Here is a 19,140-nt window from a genome sequence, read left to right as displayed (position 1 = left end):
AATGAATAAAAATTTTGAACAGCTCGTTATCGTTTGTGGTTTTTCTTAATGCGTTATAATATTCGAATCCCCGCCGCTCGGTAGGGTTCTAATAAAGGATCATCGTTTGGTAGTTCGGTAATCAGCGTATCAATTTTTCCAATGTTGCAAACTTGTATGGGTTGCCGGGTGTTGATTTTTTCGGAAATGGTCAGGCACACGAGTTTTTTTGAGGACTCAATCATTGCTTTCTTTACCTGTACCACATCCCAGTCATTATCCGATATGCCGTTTGCAATATCAATCGCATTAATGCCAAGAAAACAGATGTCGGCCTGAAATTCCCGTATTCGCGAAATGGCTTCAAAACCCGTAGTCACCTTTGCCTGTTTGGAGAGTTTGTCGCCAATGATAATTACCTGAATGCTGGGATGATTCATGTATTCATAAATTGCCGGAATGCTGCCGGATATAAACGTTGCTTCCAATTCGGGCGGGAGGGAGCGAGCCATTTCTAAAATGGTCGTTCCACCGCTGGTCATAACGTACATTCCGTTTTGAATTAATGAAGCGGCTTTTTGTGCGATGCTTTTTTTCTGTGTACGCGAGTAAACGTCGTTGGAGAAAGCAAGGCCGTTGTGAAACGAGAGAGAAAGAGCTCCACCGTGTACTTTAATAATTTTACCGGCTTTTGAAAGTTCATACAAGTCACGTCTCACCGTGTCATCTGAAACTTTCATTTGCTGACTTAGATCGGCCAAAAGCACACGGTTATGCAGGTTAACCTGGTGTAAAATATAGCTTTGTCGCTCTTTTTTCAACATAGCAGTCGTATGCCCAAAAGTATTGGTAAATTCTGCAAAAAACCGCAAAATTGCCTATAAATATTTGCACATTACCGCATAAACCCGCAAAACGCACCCTAAAGTCAAGCTCTTTGAAAGTTCAATCAACTTTTAGTCCCGTACAAGAGTCTTCACAATAGAACAGTTAGTGTGTAATCTATGCTTTGCCTTTGTTTTAAATAATAAAGTAAAAGGCTGCTTGTGTGGAGCAGCCTTCTTATTGGAAAATGATTTGGATACTTATTACCAGCCAAGAATTTTCGGGAAATTTTCTAACGCTCGACTGTACCTTATTAGATCGACGGGTTACTATTTGAGGTATCCATAATATTCTGCATCGGTTGCGCAATCCCACCAAATAGGCATGCTCCAGATATTAGGATCTGCGGCATGTGCGTTTAAGGCAAGCGTATGTATCGAGTTGTATTGGATTTCATAAACCGGAGGTAAAGCCCACCGGCGCATCCAGTACCTTGGATCTGTCGGAGAACCGCCTGTCAACTGAGCCTGACCTGTAAACAACGGGCCTCGTTGGTAACCAGGGTAAATAACTCCGTAACTGCCTACATTGCCCGCACTGAAATTGAAGCGCCGCATGTCGTTCCAGTTTTCTATGCTGCAACCCATGGCAATATACTTTTGCAGCATAATGTCCGACATTGTCAGTAGACCGGCACCTTGCGCAACCGCACTGCTTGTGAGATAATTATTGATGGCAGTTTGATCCATAGGTTCCATATCAGGAATGGTTACACCCGCAGCATTTTTGTTATACCCGCCGGCCTTCCATTGCGCAAGCTTCGCCTGCATCATATCTAAGTGGGCCTGGATGCCTGCCCGGTACGCGGTGTATGCATTTGCGGGATCACCTTTTCTCATGTACACTTCAGCCTTGATAAAGCACATCTCATGATAGGTCAGAATCTCCTGGTCGGAAACGGGGCGAACCTGGAATGAGCCTGTAGATCCAATGACGCCAGCATTGTAGGCAGCTAACGACGGATACCAGTTAACATCGTTTGCAGGCTGCGAAGCAATGCCCGACGTGGCAAGGGCACTGCTGCGAAGGTTGACATAAACGGTGTCGCCGGCTTGTATATAATTCGTGCTGTTTATGTAGATGGAACCAGCCTTGTAAGTTACTGTGACATCATTGCCGCTAACAGTATAAGTACGGCCTGCGGCAACTTGCGCAGCAATAAAATTGGCACGATCCGTTGCATCGGCAATCGTATATTTTATGTTGGTATTTGAAGCAGCATAACTTGCCGTTGCTATCGAAGTAGGACCGCCTTTTACCAACCGGTTGGCTAGGCTTAACGGAGCCGATGAATTTTGTGGATTGTAAGAGTCAACGCCTGTAGAACGATTCCAGGTATAGGTTGATACTTTACCGCTGCCATCTAATTGAACGTTGGCCATAGACGCCGGTACAATTTTGGGCATCCGGGGATCGACTACTCCAGAACTACGCAGATTCGTCAGCAGGTTATAGTAATACTGGGAAATGCGGTTGGTGCTGCCATAAGCCGCATAATCAAAGTTGCCGTTTGTTACAACCGGGTCACCCAACAAGTAATCGGTTACGGTGCTGTTGTTGAAACCGGGTCCGATTGTATTATCTGCATTTGACTGCGGGCCTTTGGATAAACAGTACAAGATAGAATCAGCATTGTACAAATCAGCTTTTTTTGAAAGCTTGAGCATATAGCGGGCTTTTAAACCCCAGCATAGTTTTATCCATTTGGTTAGATCTCCGCCGCTCCACAGATCGCCGGCAGAAAGCTGCGGCGCTCCGGCTTCCTGCGTTCTGCTGAACAGGCTGATTGCCTCATTCAGTTTAGACATACATCCATAATAAATGGTTTTACCATCATCAGGGCTCGGGCTTGGGTTTCCTGTTCCGGCTTGCGTGTAAGGCATTTCACCGTAGAGATCCAGCATTTCCATATACCCGAGTGCGTGAAATACATCAGCTATGGCCATGTAATGATAAGCTCCTTTTGCCTGAGCGGAATTATACAAGTCAACGATATTGGAAGATACTTCGACAAACCATGTTTGATAGGGAGTTGTTGAGTTGGCGTTCGTGCATGCCCATGTTGTGCTAAACGTATTAGGGTTCGTACTGTTAGTGTAATAAACTCCTGCCATGCATGAAGTACGGTAATTGGTAACACCTGCAGTGTACTGGTAAAAGTGCTCAATCCAAGGCACCCGGTTTTGAATGGATACGCTCTGATTGTTTGGATTGTCCTTATCCGTATTAACGTCCAACCACTTTTTACAGGAGGTCAAACCCAATACGAGCAGGCAACCCAAGAAGATATAGTTTGATTTTTTCATGACGTAATTTTTGCGGGTTTAAAACTTAAGATTTAATCCGAATGTGAAACTTGATACGGCAGGCACTCCTAAGTAATCAATACCTGTTGAACCCGAGCCTCCTGTTCCCCCTGCGGCACTGACTTCAGGATCCATTCCTTTATAATTTGTCCATGTAAGCAAATTGGTACCGACTGCTGTTGCTGAAATACCTTTAATGATTTTTTGATTCTTCAACAAATCGGAGAAGTCGTAAGTCAATGACAGCGACCGTAGCTTCAGCCAATTTACAGACGTAATAAAATTGTACGAGTTGGCAGCATAGTTTGACCAATATCTTTGAATCATATCATAGCCTGAAACGGTTGAAGTGCCAAGGGTGTACGACTGATTGGCATTGTAGGTTTGCGTAAAATCGGCTCCTGTTACGCTATTGATCCCGCTCACCGTTACCGATTGACGATCGTTTAGTAAGGTTCTTTTGCTTAAGCCATTTGCAACCAAAGCGTACTCTGTGCCGTTAAATACATCTCCGCCTTTGCGAACGTCCAGGAGGAATGCCAAAATCAGTTTTTTATACCGGATTGTGCTATTAACCCCACCAATAAATTCGGGTTCGCGGTTGCCCACAACCGGATTCGTGGTATTGAGTTTATAAAATCCTGTTGTTGGATCGACCAGGTAACGGCCGTTTGGAATTTCAGTGCCTTTTGCATCTTTTTCACGCAAGTAAGATTGGCCGGTCATCCCCAGGAAAAAACCACCGTTAGGAATTGATGCTGCTTTTACCGTTCCAAACTGAGCATCCGTTGGATAAAAATATTGCACACCCGGAATGAAAGCTCCCAATCGGCCTTGGTTATAGGAGAAGTTCAACGTAACATCCCATCCAAAGTTTCGTTGCGATATTGCTTTACCGGTAAGTGCTATCTCCATACCCTTGTTAATAACCGAACCGGAATTGAGGGTGCTGAAAATAAAACCGCCGGATTGAGCTAAACGCGGCTGCCCAATTTGATTTTGTGTTTCACTATGATAATACGTATAATCCAAACCAATGCGGCCATTCAAAAATCTCATCTCTCCACCCACTTCCCAGGAAGTTTGAATTTCAGGTATCAAAAGAGGATTACCCGCATAGTACTGGTTGCCGAGACCTACATAACCGTTAATATTAATAGGCGGGTTTACATAAGTGGCTGTCACAAACGGGTTGGCGTCTTTACCAACTCTCGCCCAACTTGCCCGCAGTTTACCAAATGAGAGAATGCTGTTTCTGGGTATCAATTGTGAAAAAACAAAAGAACCACTAAGCGAGGGATAAAAATAGGAGTTAGTAGGTGCAGGAATTAAAGTAGATGACCAATCGTTGCGTCCTGTGCCGGTGAGATAAACAAGATCTTTATACGATACACCAACTTCTCCATAAACTCCTACCAGGCGCTTTGGTGTCGTTGCATCCGTAAAAAATTTATTTGTGTTGGCTATGCTGTTTAAACTGTACGTACCGGGTGTACTAAAGCCATATCCCCAATGGTTTTGAGTTGCGGTGTTGAAATTTTCTGTTGTTGTTCCCAACATCAGGTGTGTATCAAAATCACTGAAGGTCTTGTGAAAATTAGTCATCGCAGTCGTTGTGATATAGGTGTAGTTCACCATGTCTTTGCTTAAACGACCATTTTGATACAGTGGACTAACCGCGGAACCCGGAGCGATAAAAGTATAGTCATTCGTAGTGTATTGGTCGTAACCCAAACGTCCTGTAATGTCCCACCAACTTGTAATCTTGAAATTGGCGTTAATGCCACCGGTGAAACGATTGGTTTTTGAGGTTAAACTATCCTGGTTGATGATCCAGTAAGGATTGTCTATGTCACCTTCCAAAGCAAGTGTGCCGGCATAAACACGGTGCTGTGTTCCGTCCGGGTTTAAATAATTTTTTAAATTGAACACTTGAGGAAAAGTGTACAGGGATTGCATACTTCCAACACCGCTTCCATACAAGCCGGCCGTGGTCAATGTTCTATCGGTATTGGCAATAGAATAGGCTGCATTTGAATTCAACGTTAAACGTCCGTATTTCTGTTCGCCATTAAAACGAAATGTAGTTTTTTCGTAACCCGTGCCGGGAACGATGCCTGTTTGCCTAAAGTTTGATCCCGACAAATAAAAAGAACCGTTCTTCGAGCCGCCGGATACGTTTACGTTGTTATCATAAATGGTTCCGTGGCGAAAGAAACTACCTATGTTGTCATAAATAGTACTGTCGGCAGGGATTTTTGGTCCCCATGACCTGTACTCATTGTTCGTATTTAAAACGCCATTACTGGAATAGAAACCGGGACCAAATGTTGTTTGAACCTCGGGCAATTTGTTTGCCCAGGATGTGCTTACTTTACTGTTAACGTTAACCGTTACAGCTCCTTCTGCGCCTTTCTTGGTTGTAATAATAACCACACCATCCGCTGCCCGTGAGCCGTACAGTGCCGCGGCTGCAGAACCTTTCAAAACCGACAAAGATTCAATGTCCTCTGGGTTAATATCCATGATGCGGTTTGAATACGTTGTATTGCTGCGTGACAGGCCATCGGTACCTGTATTGCCGGTAACCGAAGTTGAGTTATCATAGATAATACCGTCAATCACAAATAACGGCTGGTTTTGCCTGGTCTCCGACGTGGAATTGCCGCCGCGAATGGTAATGGATGCACCGGCGCCCGCTGACCCACTAAACTGCGTGACGTTTACCCCAGGAACCTTACCGGCCAACGAATTGACGATATTGGTGTTTTTATTTTTCATTAATTCCTGCGCACTCAATTGAGTAACCGAATACCCAAGCGCCTTTTGCTCCTTTTTAATACCCAAGGCCGTTACGACTACTTCGCCCAATGCGTTTTCGCCTGAGCTTAGTTGAAGACTAAGCGTATTGCCATTGCCAACCGTTGCTTCTTTTCCTTGCATACCAACATACGTAAACAGTAAAACATCGCCTTTTTTAGCGCTGATTTTAAAGTTGCCGTTGGCGTCTGTGGTGGTTGAACGTTGAGTTCCTTTTACAGTTACCGTTGCCCCCGCGATAGGTGCGTTATCCGTTGAGGTAAGATGACCGGTAATGTTTCGGTCTTGTGCTTGCGCAAAATAGCCCGTCAACAACAGGCTTAACGCAAGGAAAATAAAACGTAGCAGTCTTCTCATAATGTTCTTTTTTAGCGTGTTTTTTAATCAATAATTAAACGGTTACGAAATATTGAAAGGGGTTTTACAAACCCGGTTTTCCGATGGTTCAACGGCAGCAAATGAAAGAATGATGAGAGCACTGCGACAAATAAATGGCAGACCGTTGCGGTTTAGGGCCGCGGCACGAGTCAACAGCGCAAACGTTTTGATTTTTCCCGGAAATGGAACTGGGTTCATTTGCAAGCAATCCTTGTTTTTTGAGAAGATGTTCTCTCTCTCCAAAGCATTGATTGAATAAGGATATAAAAATAAAAGAAAAAGCTGCATAGCCCGATATTTTTCTACCGGGAAACAAGAGAAGAAATAAGAAGACTCAGGATTTTGTGGTGATGTTGTTTTGGAACTTACTAAAACAGTTGGCACGAGTGCGGTAACCGCTGATTGCAGCAGGTTGTTATTTACTTCACACGTTCTTTCTTCTATTCAAACAATTCATACTTTGTCTTTGGCCTTCGCTTGTCGAGCCATTGAAAATTTTCAAGATGCATTTGTGAAGGCTCCTTTTGCTTGATGGGATACATCGTGCCCTGGACTGAACTTCGAAGAACGACCTTGTGCAATTCCCCGCTGTCAAAATAAATATCTATGCGGTCGCTTTTGGTTTGGTTGACGCTGCTAAAAGCGCTGTCTTGGTTTTGAATAAAATAAACGGATTCTGCAGCGCCCCGCGCCTTTACTGAATCGAGCGCCCCATCCGTAAAATAGCCGTCCATGTTGGTGCTTTTAATCTGGTTGTAAACCGTTGGCTGCACTTCGCTGACCATGAAACTTTTTTCAATGACTTTAATGAAAGTTGGCTTTTTGTTTTTGGTGTGCAGGTAAATGGTGTCGCCGGTAATTTGCGTTTTGCGGCTCCACACCACCGGATTTTGGTACAAGCGAAAAACAGAATCTTTGAAGGAATAAAACAAGCTGTCGCTTACGGCCTGAACCGAATCGGAGAAAACTCTTACGTTCCGGTAGGCTTCAAAGTAACGGTTGGTGCTGTCGTTTGGTTTTGGCTTTGCGGCTTTTTTTGACGTATCAACGTAAAGGTCGGAGAGGCGTGCGGAGAACAACGTATCGGCGGCAATGTAGATGGAGTCCTTTTCCTGCTTTATGATCATCAAGGGTTTCTGCGTTGCTAAAAAAGCTTCGGTTTTTTTGTTGGCAAAAATGCTGTTGGCAAGAATTACAATCTTTTTTGCCGTGTCTATCAGTACACCGCGTCCGCGTATCTGCACAATGCCGGTTGAATCATCGGACTTTATTTCATCGCCCGTAACGGTTAATGATTTGTCCACAATGGTGGTGCGTTGGGTAAAATTCGTTCTGCCTGTCTTTTCATCGTAATCGCCTTCGGTGGTGACAATTCTTCTTCCGCTGGTATCTGTAATTACCGTTCGCGAAATAAACCTTGCCGTGCGCATCTCTGTGTTGTAAAGAATCGAATCCGTTTTTATGGTGTTTGCCGGATCTTTCATCAACACATTCTTTTTAAAATAAACGTCCTTGATGTCGGCATAATAAACACCTTCTTCGCTTGTAACTGTTGTGCGTTTGTTTACCACTTTGCCGCCGCCTTTGTAAGTGCCAATCTTTCGCGCCACATCGTATTCAAGGTTATTGGTGGTTAACGTGCCGCGGCCATCAGTAAGTTTTACATTACCGGTGAGATAAGCGTATTTGTTTCCGTATAAATAGCGCAGATTGTTTGACCAGACTTGCGACGTATCACCATCATTAATATGAACGTGTCCAAAAGCCAGAAAGGTTTTTGCCGCATCGTTCAGAACGCAACTGTCGCAGGTAAACAAAGTGCCGGCTTGTTTTAGCTTCACGTTACCGGCCAGTATTTGCACCTGCGTGCCATCGGGTAATTTCTTGAATTCAAGTTTGCGGCTTTGCAATATTTCTACAACGTCGGTTGTGTCGCCAACGCTTACCTGTGCATGTGTGCAGACGCAAAAGAAAGAAAGCAGGAAGAAAAAAAAGCAGTGCCTGTACTTCATTAGTATTTCACCCGGACGGTATCCTTGGCTGCCGGCGAAGTTATTGGCTCGGCCGCCTTCTTACCACCGAACACGGAAATATTAAGATAGCGTTTAGGATGTACCCGAATGTCGTCCAACAAAATTTCCAAACTCAAAAGACCTTGATTCAAACGCGTTGTATTGCCTTCGAGTTTGTCGTACAGCCCGCGGTCGTTCATAAGCAAGCCAAGCGTGCCGTTGTTGTTGTTGAATTTGCCGATGGTGCTTTGCAATTGATTGATGGTGCTTTGCAGGGCCGATACCATGCCTTCGATGTTGGCGCCAGCCAAATGTGAGGTTGTAACTTCTACATTACGAATCGAAGACGTGATGGCGTCGTTGTTCTTGGCGAGATTGGCCGTAATGGCGTTCATGTTGCCGAGCGATTGCGCCAGCGCACCGCTTTGTGCGTTAAGCAATTGGTTTAATTGGGCCGAAGAAAGCGTAAGATTGGTGATGAGCGAACGAAGATTATTCTTTGTACTTGGGTCAAAGATGCTGTTCAAACCGCCAATGACCAGCTTTAACGAATCAAAGGTTTCGTTCAAACGGGTGATGGTGGGAGCTACCTGCGCCTGCAGGCCTCCGAGCAAACCCATCTCCAATTTGGTGGAGATACTGTCGCCCGATTTTAAATAGTCTCCTGCCGTGCCTTTTTGAACGTTTATATAAGGCGAGCCCAAAACAGAACCGTCAATAAAAGCCACGGAATTTTTGGGAATAGCGATGTCCTTATCAATGCGGATTTCTACGGTAATGCTGTTTACTTCTTTGTCGGCTGCTTTGTAATTGTAAACCTTGCCTACCGTAAGACCGTTTATTTTAACGTCGTTGGATTTTTCTAAAGAGCCGATGTTGGGGAAGTGAGCGTACAGCGTAAAAGGCTTGGAAAAAAAGCTGGAACCTTTTAAAAAATTAAAGCCGATAACTAAAACGATGATGGCCGCAATGGCGAGAAGGCCGACTTTAACTTCGTTCGTAATCTTCATGAAAAATATTTTTCGTCTGTGGTTTGGTTGCCGATTCCGCCTAAAAATAGTCAATAAATTATTTTAAAGCAGCGCACAACAAACAGCCACAGCCGAACGGTTAAAAAACCGTACCATACGGCTTTTAAAATACCGGAATAAACAAAAGACGTCTCATCAAACAAGGCTTCAATTACAAACGACAAACTACCAACCACAAACCTTTTTCTATTTTTGTTCGATGGACGTAGATTTTAAAAAATATCCCGACGGGTTGGCACCGGCCATCGTTCAGGATTACAACACGCAAAAAGTTTTGATGCTGGGCTTTATGAACGAAGAAGCGTTGAAGAAAACTGAGGAATCGGGCCTGGTAACCTTCTACAGCCGCTCCAAAAAAAGGCTGTGGACAAAGGGCGAGGAAAGCGGCCACCACCTGCAACTGCGACAGATTTTGCTGGATTGCGATAAAGATTCTTTGCTGGTGAAGGCCGTACCCACCGGGCCGGTTTGTCACACCGGAGCCGATACCTGCTGGTCGGAAAAAAATCATAAGGAAGACTTTTTAAGCTACCTCGAACAAATCATTGCGTTGCGCCGCGTAAGCGATGATCAGACCTCGTACGTTAGGCAGTTGTTTGGCAAGGGCATTAACAAAATTGCCCAGAAAGTGGGGGAGGAAGCCGTAGAGTTGGTCATCGAAGCAAAAGACGTTAACCAACAGTTATTTTTAGGCGAAGCCGCCGACCTGCTTTTTCATTACATTGTATTATTGCAGGCTAAAAATTGTTCGCTGGCCGACGTGATTGGCGTGTTGGAAAAACGGCATCAACCCAAGTAAATTCACAGTGTTTGGCGACACGAATTTCAAATCATCTTACATGAAAAATCTCTTTCTGTTTCTACTTTCCTCTGCCTTGTTTTTTACATCCGTTCACGCACAGGACAGCAAGCGGCCTTTGGCTGAAACCAGCAAAGCCGGCGGCTTTGTAATTAGCGGAAACGTGCAAGGACTGGGCGACGAAGAAGTGAATCTCCTTGATGCAAGAAGCGGACAAGTTATAACGAAAACAACGGCAAAAGGCGGCGCGTTTACCATCAAAGGTTCGGTACCCGAGCCCAGCCCATGCGCACTCGTTTTTGGAAAAATGAAAAACGATTCAAAAACACAGCAATCTGTTTTTCTTTTTTTGGAAAACACGCCGGTAAAAATTTCCGGCAGCAAAGCCGATCTAAAAAACATGAAGGTTGAAGGTTCCGCTTCGCAAAAAGAATTTGCCTTGTTTCAGCAAACTTTCACGCCCATTTTCAACAACCTTAACGCCGTTGTTACGCAAATCAACAACGCTTCGGAAGACAAGAAGCCGGTGTTGATGACGCGATACAACGAAACGCTTCAACGGCTTCAATCGGAAGTGGAAAAATTCATCACCCCGCGCCGATCTTCTTACGTTTCGCTCTTTGTTGTTTCGGCTACCATGCAAGCCGCAGAAAACGTTACGGATGTAGAAAAACGCTTTGCTCTTCTCGGCGATAATTTAAAGAACACCGTTGCCGGAAAAGAAATTGCCAGCTATATCTCATACGCCAAAGTAGGGGCTATCGGCACCGATGCACTTGAGTTTACGCAGAATGATGTGAACGACAAACCGGTTTCGCTTTCTTCCTTTCGCGGCAAGTACGTGCTGGTAGATTTTTGGGCAAGCTGGTGTCGTCCCTGTCGCGCCGAAAATCCTAACGTGGTAAAGGTTTACAACAAATTCAAGGATAAGAATTTTACCGTGTTGGGCGTTTCGCTTGATCAGCAAAAAGGTGCCTGGACGCAGGCCATTTCAAAAGATGGCCTAACCTGGACTCATGTGAGCGATTTGCAGTTTTGGAACAACGCCGTAGCGCAGCTTTACCACGTGCAATCCATTCCGCAAAACTTTTTGGTTGACCCGAAAGGAAAAATTGTTGCCAAGGATTTGCGCGGTGAGGATTTGGAAAAGAAGCTGTGCGAATATCTTGGTTGCAATTGAGAACGATTATATCAATTCTTACGAATTACACGAATAAAAAACCTCGCGACATTGCGAGGTTTTTCTTTTGTTGGGTGTCAACTTTAAACGGCCATTTCAGGCTTCAATTGCTTTACCGCTTCGGCTAAAAAATTGGGAAGGATGTGGGCATACGTCCACATAATTTTATCAGGGTCGTTTAATTGTTCAATCATCGAGCGCCATTTTTCTTCGCCGTGGTTTTCAATCACCGTTTTCTTTTTGTCTTCGCGTTGCAGGTACATGCTCATGCCTATTGCATCGGCTTCAGGATGAAACTGTGTACCGATCATGTATTCGTTAAAACGGATGGCCATTAAGGCTTGCAGAAGCTTCACGTGTTCGCGGTATTTTTCGATGCAAAGAATGGTTGAACCTTCTTCCAACAGTTTGTCAACATTGGTCGTGGTTACCTGGTAATCGCGGCTGTCCACCACATAAAAAGGGTCGCCCAGACCGCGAAACGCAGGTTCATGTTGTCCTGCCAAGGTTACGTGAACGGGATAAACGCCAAAGGAAGTTTTCCTGCGTTCACTAATCTCGCCAACCTTTAAATGGCGACAAGCCAATTGAAAAGAATGGCAAATAAAGAAGACTTGTTTTTTGCGGCTGTTGTCAGGATTTCCGTTGTATTGAAGCACGCTGTCTATCCAACGGAAATAATTCTCCTCCCAGCCGTTTTCGCTCACTTCCAACGGTGAACCTGGACCGCCCGATGAAATGTAAATATCATACCCAAGACCGGGCAGACTGTTTTCGAGACGCACTTCAAATTCATCCCACTCCGTATCAATACTGTGGAATTCGCTCCACTCCGAAATGATCTGCCGTATGCAGCGCATCCCCTGGTTGGGCTTTCCTTCGTTTAAATCCAAGATTGCAATTCTGAGCATAATGACGTTGTTTTTCAATAGGAATTTATTGTTTACACGTTCACTTGTTCAAACGTTCACTTATTGGTTTAGTGTCTGTTTATTCGAACACATGAGCGGGTGAACAAGTAAACGTATTAAGAGTTTACCGCAAGCTACTTGCCATAAACTTTAACGCCGCTAATATAAGTTGCTAAAACTTTCGCGTCAATTATGGCCTTTGGCGAAGCTTTCATCAGGTCTTGATCGAGGAGAACGAAGTCGGCGAATTTGCCTTTTTCAAGCGAACCTTTTTCGCCTTCTTCAAACGCAGCTTTTGCTGCCCAGATGGTCATGCCACAAATGGCGTCTTCACGGCGCAACGCATTTTCCATTTGAAAACCGCCAGCCGGAAAACCTTTTGCATCCATTCGAAAGACAGCGGCGTAAAAAGTTTTAAACGGCGAAATATCTTCTACCGGAAAATCGGTCCCCAGCGGAATCCAACCGTTTTCTTTCAACAAATCTCTGTAAGCATAAGCGCCTTTGAGGCGCTGCGCTCCCAAGCGGTTGCCGGCCCAATACATGTCCGAAGTTGCGTGTGTGGGCTGTACCGAAGGAACAATGCTGTATTTTCCAAACAACGAAAAGTCTTCGCGGTTGATGACTTGTGCGTGTTCGATTCGCCACCGCCGGTCATTCTTTCCCTTTAAATATTTGCTGTAGATTTTTAGCATTGTGCGATTGCCCGAATCGCCGATTGCGTGTGTATTCATCTGCCAGTTCATTTTGTAAATGACGGCGGCGACGGAATCAAAATGTTGCTGTGAACTGAGAAGAAATCCCGTCCAGTCAGGTTTGTCCGTGTAAGGTTGAAGAAGGCAGGCGCCGCGTGAACCCAAAGCACCGTCGGCATAAACTTTAAACGAAGAAACGTTGAGCGATGCTGTTTTTATTTTACCGTGTACTCTTGCCCAATTATAATTTTCCGTCGCATCGCTCAACATTGCGTAGATGCGCATTTTCAGCAAACCTTTTTTCTGCAGGCTATCGAACAACGTTGCCACTTGATGGCTTACGCCGCAATCGCTCAACGACGTGAGGCCAACGGCAAAACAAGCCCGTTGTGCGTCCATCAAGGCACTGCTTACTTGAGAAACCGAAGGCGACGGAATTTTTGAACCTACCAAACCAACGGCGTTGTCAACCAAGATGCCGGTAAGCTTGTTGTTCTTCACTTCTACCTGTCCGCCGTTTAAATGCGTTGAAGCGGTAACACCAGCTAGCTTTAACGCTTGTTGATTGGCAATGGCCGCGTGGCCGTCAACACGTGTCAGCATCACGGGATTGTTTGGAAAAAGTGCGTCGAGTTTTTCTTTCGACGGAAATTCTTTTACCGCCCAATCGTTTTGGTCCCAGCCGCGGCCTACAAGCCATTGACCGGGTTGAAGATTTTTCTTTTTTTCAAAATCCAGCAGTCGGTTTAGGATTTCTTCCCAACTTTCAGTGCCCACTAAATTTGCTGTTTGCAAACCCAGACCATAGCCTAAAAAATGCGAGTGTGCATCAATAAACCCGGGGTAAACAGCAGCGCCCTTTGCATCGAGTTTTTCTTTTGCATCGTATTGCGACAAGAGCTTTTTGCTATCGCCGGTTTCCAAAATTTTTCCATCTTTCACGGCCATCGCGGATGCAACGGAAAAATTTTTATCCACAGTATAGATGGTGGCGTTGTAAAGAAGAAGATCGACTGTTTTCTTTTGTGCAAACGATGCAATCGAAAGCAGGCCTGTTGCAGCGAATAAAAAATAGTTCTTCATAAAATCTGTAAAATCGTTTTATAATCGGTGCAATCAGCGGTTAAATTTTTCCGGATGCTTTTTGTGATGATCCGTTTTGTCTTGATAAGCTTTTGCGGCTTCAAGAATGGATGCTTCGTCGTATAAATTGCCAACGAAGGTGATGCTTTGCGGCAAGCCTCTTTGATTAAAGCCCATCGGCATACAAACAACGGGATTACCGGTAAGGTTGGTGATAGAAAGTTGGTTGCCCGCAAACGTCGGCACAATCACCACGTCGTAGTTCTTCATGAAGTCCTGCACCTGTTTGCACAAACGCGAACGATAGCGGTTTGCATTGATGTATTCAACCGCAGGAATGTAACGTGCCGCACGAAAACTGTTCGGCCAAAAGCCTTTGTCTTGTCGTTCAATTAAGGTGTCTCTGTCCGTTCTTGTGAGTTCATCAAAAGCGGCAGCTGATTCCGCGTTCAGTACCGTGCTTACGATGTTGAAAGGATAAACGGCAGAGTCGGGAAAAGCCACCGGCTGCACATTTACACCCATCCTCTTGAATGTTTCCAACACGCCCCATTCCATTGCGTCTTTCGGCAGGCGGCGAAAATAATTTTCCGCGTAAGCAATGCGCAACTTTTTCACGTCTTGTTTTCCGTTGTAATTAAAGGCATGGTTAACCGAACCGTAATCTTTTCCATCGGTTCCTTTCAAATAATAATAAACAATCGCATCGTCTTCAACGCTTCTTGAAATAGGCCCCGCTTTATCCAGGCTCCAGCAAAGCACCATCGCGCCGCTGCGGCTCACCGTTCCAAACGTTGGTCGCAAACCCGTAGCGCCGCAGCGAGTGGATGGTGACACAATTGAACCCAATGTTTCCGTGCCAATTGCAAACGGCAAAAGTCCCGCAACCACTGATGCCGCACTGCCTGCTGACGAACCGCTTGAGCCTTGTTGCAGGTTCCAGGGATTGCGTGTGAATCCGCCAAACCAGCGGTTGTCAAAAGCCAGTGAACCCAACGAAAGTTTGGCGCATAAAACCGCACCGGCTTTTTTTAATTGCGTGTACACGTATGAATCTTCGTCAATCACCTGGTTCATGTAAGGCCGGGTGCCCCAGGTTGTTTTGTAGCCTCTTACCGCAAACAAATCTTTCAATCCATACGGAATGCCGTGAAGAGGCCCGCGATAGATTCCCTTTTTCAATTCAGCATCTGCCGCTCTTGCCTGCTGCATTGCCAAATCTTCCGTGAGTGTGATGACGCATTCCAGGGTATCGCCCCATTTTTTCAAACGGTTCAAAAAGAAAGTCGTCAGTTCAACAGAAGAAATCTTTTTGTTCTTAATGAGTGAGGCCAATTGCGCAACGGTGTAAAACGCTAAATCATTTTTGTTGGCCGGAAGCGAAACGTTTGCGGGCAAGTCCCACACAATTTTTTCTTGTTTGGCGGGAACCGTAAAACCATAAGGCGCGGGATTAAAAGCAAAGGGAAAAGCCAGGTCGTTCTTGGGCAATTCCTTGTGCATGCGCTGGTAAATGGTTTTGGCAAACAGTACACTGCTTTGAAGAGAATCGGCTTCGGCTTCGGTGAAGTTCAAGTCGTAAAGCGAAGCCACGTTTTGCAGAAACTGCAGCGAATCTTTGTGCGATTGTGAAAAGGAGAGAAGGCATTGGCTGAGGCAAAGGCCGAGGATAAAAACTTGTTTTTTCATGTGCGTGTATAAAGCTTCAAAATAAAATAAAACTGTCTAACTTTTGGGCTTAAATCGTCTGCCATGAGAAAGCTTGTTCTTTTTTCTGTCCCGCTTCTTTTTCTGTCCTTTCTCTGTTCCTGCGAGGTCAAAGTAAAAACGGCCAACACGCCCAAAGACATCACGGTGGCGGAATATTTTAATTACGGCGACACGGGTGTCCAATCAGCCGGCATTAAAATGATTCCCATTCAAACACCTGCCGGTACGTTTAAAGTATGGACGAAACGCTTCGGTAACAATCCGCGCATAAAAGTTTTGTTGCTGCACGGAGGCCCCGCAGCCGGACACGAATACATGGAATGTTTTGAAAGCTTTTTTCCGAAAGAAGGCTTTGAGTTTTACGAATACGATCAACTGGGTGCGCCGTACAGCGATCAGCCAACCGACAGCAGCTTGTGGACAATTCCGCGTTACGTGGATGAAGTGGAACAGGTGCGAAAAGCCATTGGCGCTGACGCAACCAATTTTTATGTGTTAGGCAATTCATGGGGCGGCATTCTGGCAATGGAATATGCGCTCAAATACCAAAAGAATTTAAAAGGATTGATTGTGGCGGACATGGTTGCGAGTTGTCCCGATTACGGAAGATACGCGTACAGTGTTTTGGCGAAGCAGATGGATCCAAAAGTTTTGCAAGAGATCAAAGCCATTGAAGCAAAAGGAGATTTTTCGAATCCGCGTTACGAAGAATTGTTGATGCCGAATTTTTACCAACAGCACATTTGCCGCCTGAATCCCTGGCCCGATCCCGTTGTGCGTGCCTTCACGCATTTGGACGGCACCAAAGTTTCCAAACAGATTTACGTGATGATGCAGGGCCCGTCTGAATTTGGCATTGCCGGACGTTTGACAAACTGGGACATCAAAAACCGCCTGAAAGAAATCAGCGTGCCCACGTTGATGGTTGGCGCGAAGTACGACACAATGGACCCGAAAGCAATGGAAGAACAGAGCAAAATGGTGCAGCACGGAAGCTATTTGTATTGTCCCAACGGAAGCCACATGTGCATGTGGGACGACCAGCAGGTATTCATGAACGGCGTGATTAAATGGATAAAAGAAGTGGACGCGAAATGAGGCCTGTCAGGATTCTCTAAAAAAATTTAGCCAACACACGGCCTCGCTTTCAAACGATGCTTTAAAAATTCAATCAGCTTTTGATTGAATTTTTTCTTTTGTGTAACCGGCATCGGTAACAGGGCTCGTCGTCTGTTGCGTCGCACTCATCATCGTTCTGAACTTCTATCATCTTTTCTTGGTCTCCGCAGGACACCATCCCCTGTAGAAACTGATCCTTGAGTTCTTTCTTTCGGCTCCGTAGGAGCCGCACTTGTTTCTCGTTTGTTCGGCTCCTGCGGAGCCGTGAGGTATTGTCTGCTCGTCATCTTTCAAGGTGCAGCGCCTAACGGCGCTGAATAGACTTACCGAACGTAAAAGAGTGCGACGCAACCGTCTCTTAATAGCAGCAATGCAGCCTGGTGCATAATTAATCAACCAATCAAAGAAATGTTGAAATAAGCGTGTGACAACTCGCCAAAGTTCTGCGGGAGGTATCTTTGCCGCCTCATGAAAGAACTATCCCTTGTTATTCCCGTGATGAACGAAGAAGACAACATCAAGCCTTTGCTGGATGCGGTGCGGGATGCGCTGAAAGATTTTGATTACGAAGTGATTCTTGTTGACGACGGCTCGTCCGATGCAACCCGCAAACGCATTGTTGAATATTCCGATGACCGCACCGTGCTGGTGGAGCTTCGCAAAAACTACGGGCAAAGCACCGCCATGACCGCCGGCATTGACTATGCGAAAGGCCGGTACGTTGCGCTGTTGGACGGCGATTTGCAAAACGATCCGACCGACATTCCTTTCATGCTTGACCTGCTCAAACGCGAAGACTGGGACGTAGTGGCCGGCAACCGCAAAAACCGCAAAGACGGCGCGGTGCTGCGTAAGTTTCCAAGCAAGATTGCCAACGCCATGATTCGCCGCATGACGGGTGTTTACATAAAAGATTACGGCTGCACGCTGAAGATTTTTAAGAAAGAAATTGCCGAAGATTTAGGCCTTTACGGTGAACTGCACCGCTTCATTCCGGTGTTGGCAAAACTGCAAGGCGCACGCATCACGCAAGTGGACGTGAAGCATCATCCGCGAAAATTTGGCAAAAGCAAATACGGCATTGGCCGCACGTTTCGCGTGTTGTCGGATTTGGTGTTGATGGTTTTCTTTCGCCGCTACATGCAAAAGCCCATGCACTTGTTTGGTACGTTGGGGTTTATTTCGCTTGGCCTTGGCATTTTGATTAATGCATACCTGTTGGTCTTAAAAATCCTCGGTCACGACATTTGGGGGAAGCCCATGTTGATTCTCGGTTTAATCTTTTTCCTCGGCGGCATTCAACTCATTACCATCGGTATTTTGGCGGAGATTGCCGTGCGAACTTATTACGAATCGCAAAGCAAAAAAACCTACCAGGTGCGCAAAGTTTATCAAAAAGAACCGGTGCACGAAACCCTGGAAATAACCGTGTGATGCACGTAAGGTGTGTGAAGTGAAACGTGAGACAGGCGTGAACGATGGTTTTGAAAGTCTTTACGGTTTCACGTCTCACGTTTCACACCTCACAAAATGTCTCACTCATTGCTCATTGCCAATCGTCACTTTCATGCGCCTTCCCCGTGAAGAATACAATCATTTCTTAAAAGCCGTTTTTTTCAGCATCGTCATTGCCTTGCTGTTGGCCACGTTTGTGGCTATTTATGGCAAGGACAAATCCTTTCTGATGGTCAACGGTCATTACTCCGTTGAAGCCGATTATTTTTTCAACTGGATGACGTTTTTAGGCGAATGGTTGTTGTGGGTGCCGCTTTTTGTTTACGCTCTTTTTTACAAACGTGATTTTTTAATTGCGGCGTTTGTGGCGCTGGCCCTTTGTTCGCTTATTACGTTTTTGTTCAAGCAAGTCGTCTTTCCGGGGCAGCCGCGGCCTTTGCGGTTGTTGCACGATTTAGCTCGTGTCGTTCCTGTAGTGAAGCATAACAATTATGTGAACAGTTTTCCCTCAGGTCATACAAGCACGGCCTTTACTACTTCTTTGCTCTTGGCATTTATCGTGCACCGTAAATGGGCGCCTTATGTTTTTCCGCTGATTGCTTTTTTGGTAGGCTATTCAAGGGTTTACCTGGCGCAGCATTTTGTGACCGACGTACTTGCCGGCATTTTTGTCGGTATTGTTTCTTCGTATTGTGCTTTGTTGGTTTATGAACGTTTTCAAAAAAAGAAAGCCACGGTTGGGAGAGATTCATCTCCGAAGGATGTTTGATATTTGCG

14 protein-coding genes are annotated in these 19,140 nt (G+C 45.4%); 5 read left to right on the top strand and 9 right to left on the bottom strand.

From position 1 onward, the window contains the following. Positions 1-53: 53 nt before the first annotated feature. The 6 genes from FSB75_RS06655 to FSB75_RS06630 form a co-directional block, all read right to left on the bottom strand. Positions 54-803: a DeoR/GlpR family DNA-binding transcription regulator gene (locus FSB75_RS06655; protein ID WP_146784586.1), complete on the bottom strand. Its 750-nt coding sequence runs from the start codon at positions 801-803 to the stop codon at positions 54-56. 330 nt (positions 804-1,133) lie between these two features. After that, positions 1,134-3,170 (bottom strand): SusD/RagB family nutrient-binding outer membrane lipoprotein, encoded by a 2,037-nt coding sequence (locus FSB75_RS06650; RefSeq protein ID WP_146784583.1) that lies wholly within the window; start codon positions 3,168-3,170, stop codon positions 1,134-1,136. An 18-nt stretch (positions 3,171-3,188) separates the two neighbouring features. Further along, positions 3,189-6,347, bottom strand: coding sequence for a SusC/RagA family TonB-linked outer membrane protein (locus FSB75_RS06645; RefSeq protein ID WP_146784580.1), 3,159 nt, complete (start codon positions 6,345-6,347; stop codon positions 3,189-3,191). Between the two features lie 42 nt (positions 6,348-6,389). After that, positions 6,390-6,752 carry a hypothetical protein gene (locus tag FSB75_RS06640; protein ID WP_146784577.1) on the bottom strand — a complete coding sequence of 121 codons (363 nt, stop codon included), beginning with the start codon at positions 6,750-6,752 and terminating at the stop codon, positions 6,390-6,392. 56 nt (positions 6,753-6,808) lie between these two features. Next, on the bottom strand, positions 6,809-8,380 hold the full coding sequence (locus FSB75_RS06635; RefSeq protein ID WP_146784573.1) for an OstA-like protein: 1,572 nt from the start codon (positions 8,378-8,380) through the stop codon (positions 6,809-6,811). Beyond that, on the bottom strand, positions 8,380-9,390 hold the full coding sequence (locus tag FSB75_RS06630) for an MlaD family protein (protein WP_146784570.1): 1,011 nt from the start codon (positions 9,388-9,390) through the stop codon (positions 8,380-8,382). The genes FSB75_RS06635 and FSB75_RS06630 overlap by 1 nt, the downstream gene beginning before the upstream one ends. A 220-nt stretch (positions 9,391-9,610) precedes the next feature. Here FSB75_RS06630 and hisIE point away from each other — a divergent pair, with 220 nt between their 5' ends. Continuing rightward, on the top strand, positions 9,611-10,210 hold the full coding sequence (hisIE, locus tag FSB75_RS06625; protein ID WP_146784568.1) for a bifunctional phosphoribosyl-AMP cyclohydrolase/phosphoribosyl-ATP diphosphatase HisIE: 600 nt from the start codon (positions 9,611-9,613) through the stop codon (positions 10,208-10,210). 40 nt (positions 10,211-10,250) lie between these two features. Continuing rightward, positions 10,251-11,390 (top strand): TlpA disulfide reductase family protein, encoded by a 1,140-nt coding sequence (locus FSB75_RS06620; protein WP_172623079.1) that lies wholly within the window; start codon positions 10,251-10,253, stop codon positions 11,388-11,390. An 83-nt stretch (positions 11,391-11,473) separates the two neighbouring features. Here the strand turns inward: FSB75_RS06620 and FSB75_RS06615 are convergent, their stop codons facing one another. The 3 genes from FSB75_RS06615 to FSB75_RS06605 form a co-directional block, all read right to left on the bottom strand. Next, entirely contained in the window at positions 11,474-12,301 is an 828-nt protein-coding gene (locus FSB75_RS06615) for a type 1 glutamine amidotransferase (protein WP_146784565.1), read from the bottom strand. Between the two features lie 134 nt (positions 12,302-12,435). Continuing rightward, positions 12,436-14,079, bottom strand: a complete 1,644-nt coding sequence (locus tag FSB75_RS06610) for an amidohydrolase (protein ID WP_146784563.1) — start codon at positions 14,077-14,079, stop codon at positions 12,436-12,438. A 33-nt stretch (positions 14,080-14,112) separates the two neighbouring features. Further along, entirely contained in the window at positions 14,113-15,768 is a 1,656-nt protein-coding gene (locus tag FSB75_RS06605) for an amidase (protein ID WP_146784560.1), read from the bottom strand. A gap of 63 nt (positions 15,769-15,831) precedes the next feature. Between FSB75_RS06605 and FSB75_RS06600 the strand changes: the two genes are divergently transcribed. The 3 genes from FSB75_RS06600 (at position 15,832) to FSB75_RS06590 (ending at position 19,132) form a co-directional block, all read left to right on the top strand. Beyond that, the gene (locus FSB75_RS06600; RefSeq protein ID WP_146784558.1) at positions 15,832-16,887 is read left to right on the top strand and encodes a proline iminopeptidase-family hydrolase; all 1,056 of its coding nucleotides are present in this window, start codon (positions 15,832-15,834) and stop codon (positions 16,885-16,887) included. 489 nt (positions 16,888-17,376) lie between these two features. After that, positions 17,377-18,342 (top strand): glycosyltransferase family 2 protein, encoded by a 966-nt coding sequence (locus FSB75_RS06595; protein ID WP_146784555.1) that lies wholly within the window; start codon positions 17,377-17,379, stop codon positions 18,340-18,342. A 133-nt stretch (positions 18,343-18,475) separates the two neighbouring features. Further along, positions 18,476-19,132, top strand: a complete 657-nt coding sequence (locus FSB75_RS06590) for a phosphatase PAP2 family protein (protein WP_146784553.1) — start codon at positions 18,476-18,478, stop codon at positions 19,130-19,132. The last annotated feature ends 8 nt before the right edge of the window (positions 19,133-19,140 follow it).

The organism is Flavisolibacter ginsenosidimutans (assembly GCF_007970805.1).
Taxonomy (GTDB): Bacteria; Bacteroidota; Bacteroidia; order Chitinophagales; family Chitinophagaceae; genus Flavisolibacter; species Flavisolibacter ginsenosidimutans.
Note: the sequence above shows the minus strand (reverse complement) of the source record. Positions and strands in the feature narration are given on the sequence as shown.

Excerpts from the sequence above, each read along its gene's own strand:
- FSB75_RS06655 (WP_146784586.1), bottom strand. The coding sequence starts at position 803 with ATGTTGAAAAAAGAGCGACAAAGCTATATTTTACACCAGGTTAACCTG.
- FSB75_RS06650 (WP_146784583.1), bottom strand. The coding sequence starts at position 3,170 with ATGAAAAAATCAAACTATATCTTCTTGGGTTGCCTGCTCGTATTGGGT.
- FSB75_RS06645 (WP_146784580.1), bottom strand. The coding sequence starts at position 6,347 with ATGAGAAGACTGCTACGTTTTATTTTCCTTGCGTTAAGCCTGTTGTTG.
- FSB75_RS06635 (WP_146784573.1), bottom strand. The coding sequence starts at position 8,380 with ATGAAGTACAGGCACTGCTTTTTTTTCTTCCTGCTTTCTTTCTTTTGC.
- FSB75_RS06630 (WP_146784570.1), bottom strand. The coding sequence starts at position 9,390 with ATGAAGATTACGAACGAAGTTAAAGTCGGCCTTCTCGCCATTGCGGCC.
- hisIE (WP_146784568.1), top strand. The coding sequence starts at position 9,611 with ATGGACGTAGATTTTAAAAAATATCCCGACGGGTTGGCACCGGCCATC.
- FSB75_RS06620 (WP_172623079.1), top strand. The coding sequence starts at position 10,251 with ATGAAAAATCTCTTTCTGTTTCTACTTTCCTCTGCCTTGTTTTTTACA.
- FSB75_RS06615 (WP_146784565.1), bottom strand. The coding sequence starts at position 12,301 with ATGCTCAGAATTGCAATCTTGGATTTAAACGAAGGAAAGCCCAACCAG.
- FSB75_RS06610 (WP_146784563.1), bottom strand. The coding sequence starts at position 14,079 with ATGAAGAACTATTTTTTATTCGCTGCAACAGGCCTGCTTTCGATTGCA.
- FSB75_RS06605 (WP_146784560.1), bottom strand. The coding sequence starts at position 15,768 with ATGAAAAAACAAGTTTTTATCCTCGGCCTTTGCCTCAGCCAATGCCTT.
- FSB75_RS06600 (WP_146784558.1), top strand. The coding sequence starts at position 15,832 with ATGAGAAAGCTTGTTCTTTTTTCTGTCCCGCTTCTTTTTCTGTCCTTT.
- FSB75_RS06595 (WP_146784555.1), top strand. The coding sequence starts at position 17,377 with ATGAAAGAACTATCCCTTGTTATTCCCGTGATGAACGAAGAAGACAAC.
- FSB75_RS06590 (WP_146784553.1), top strand. The coding sequence starts at position 18,476 with ATGCGCCTTCCCCGTGAAGAATACAATCATTTCTTAAAAGCCGTTTTT.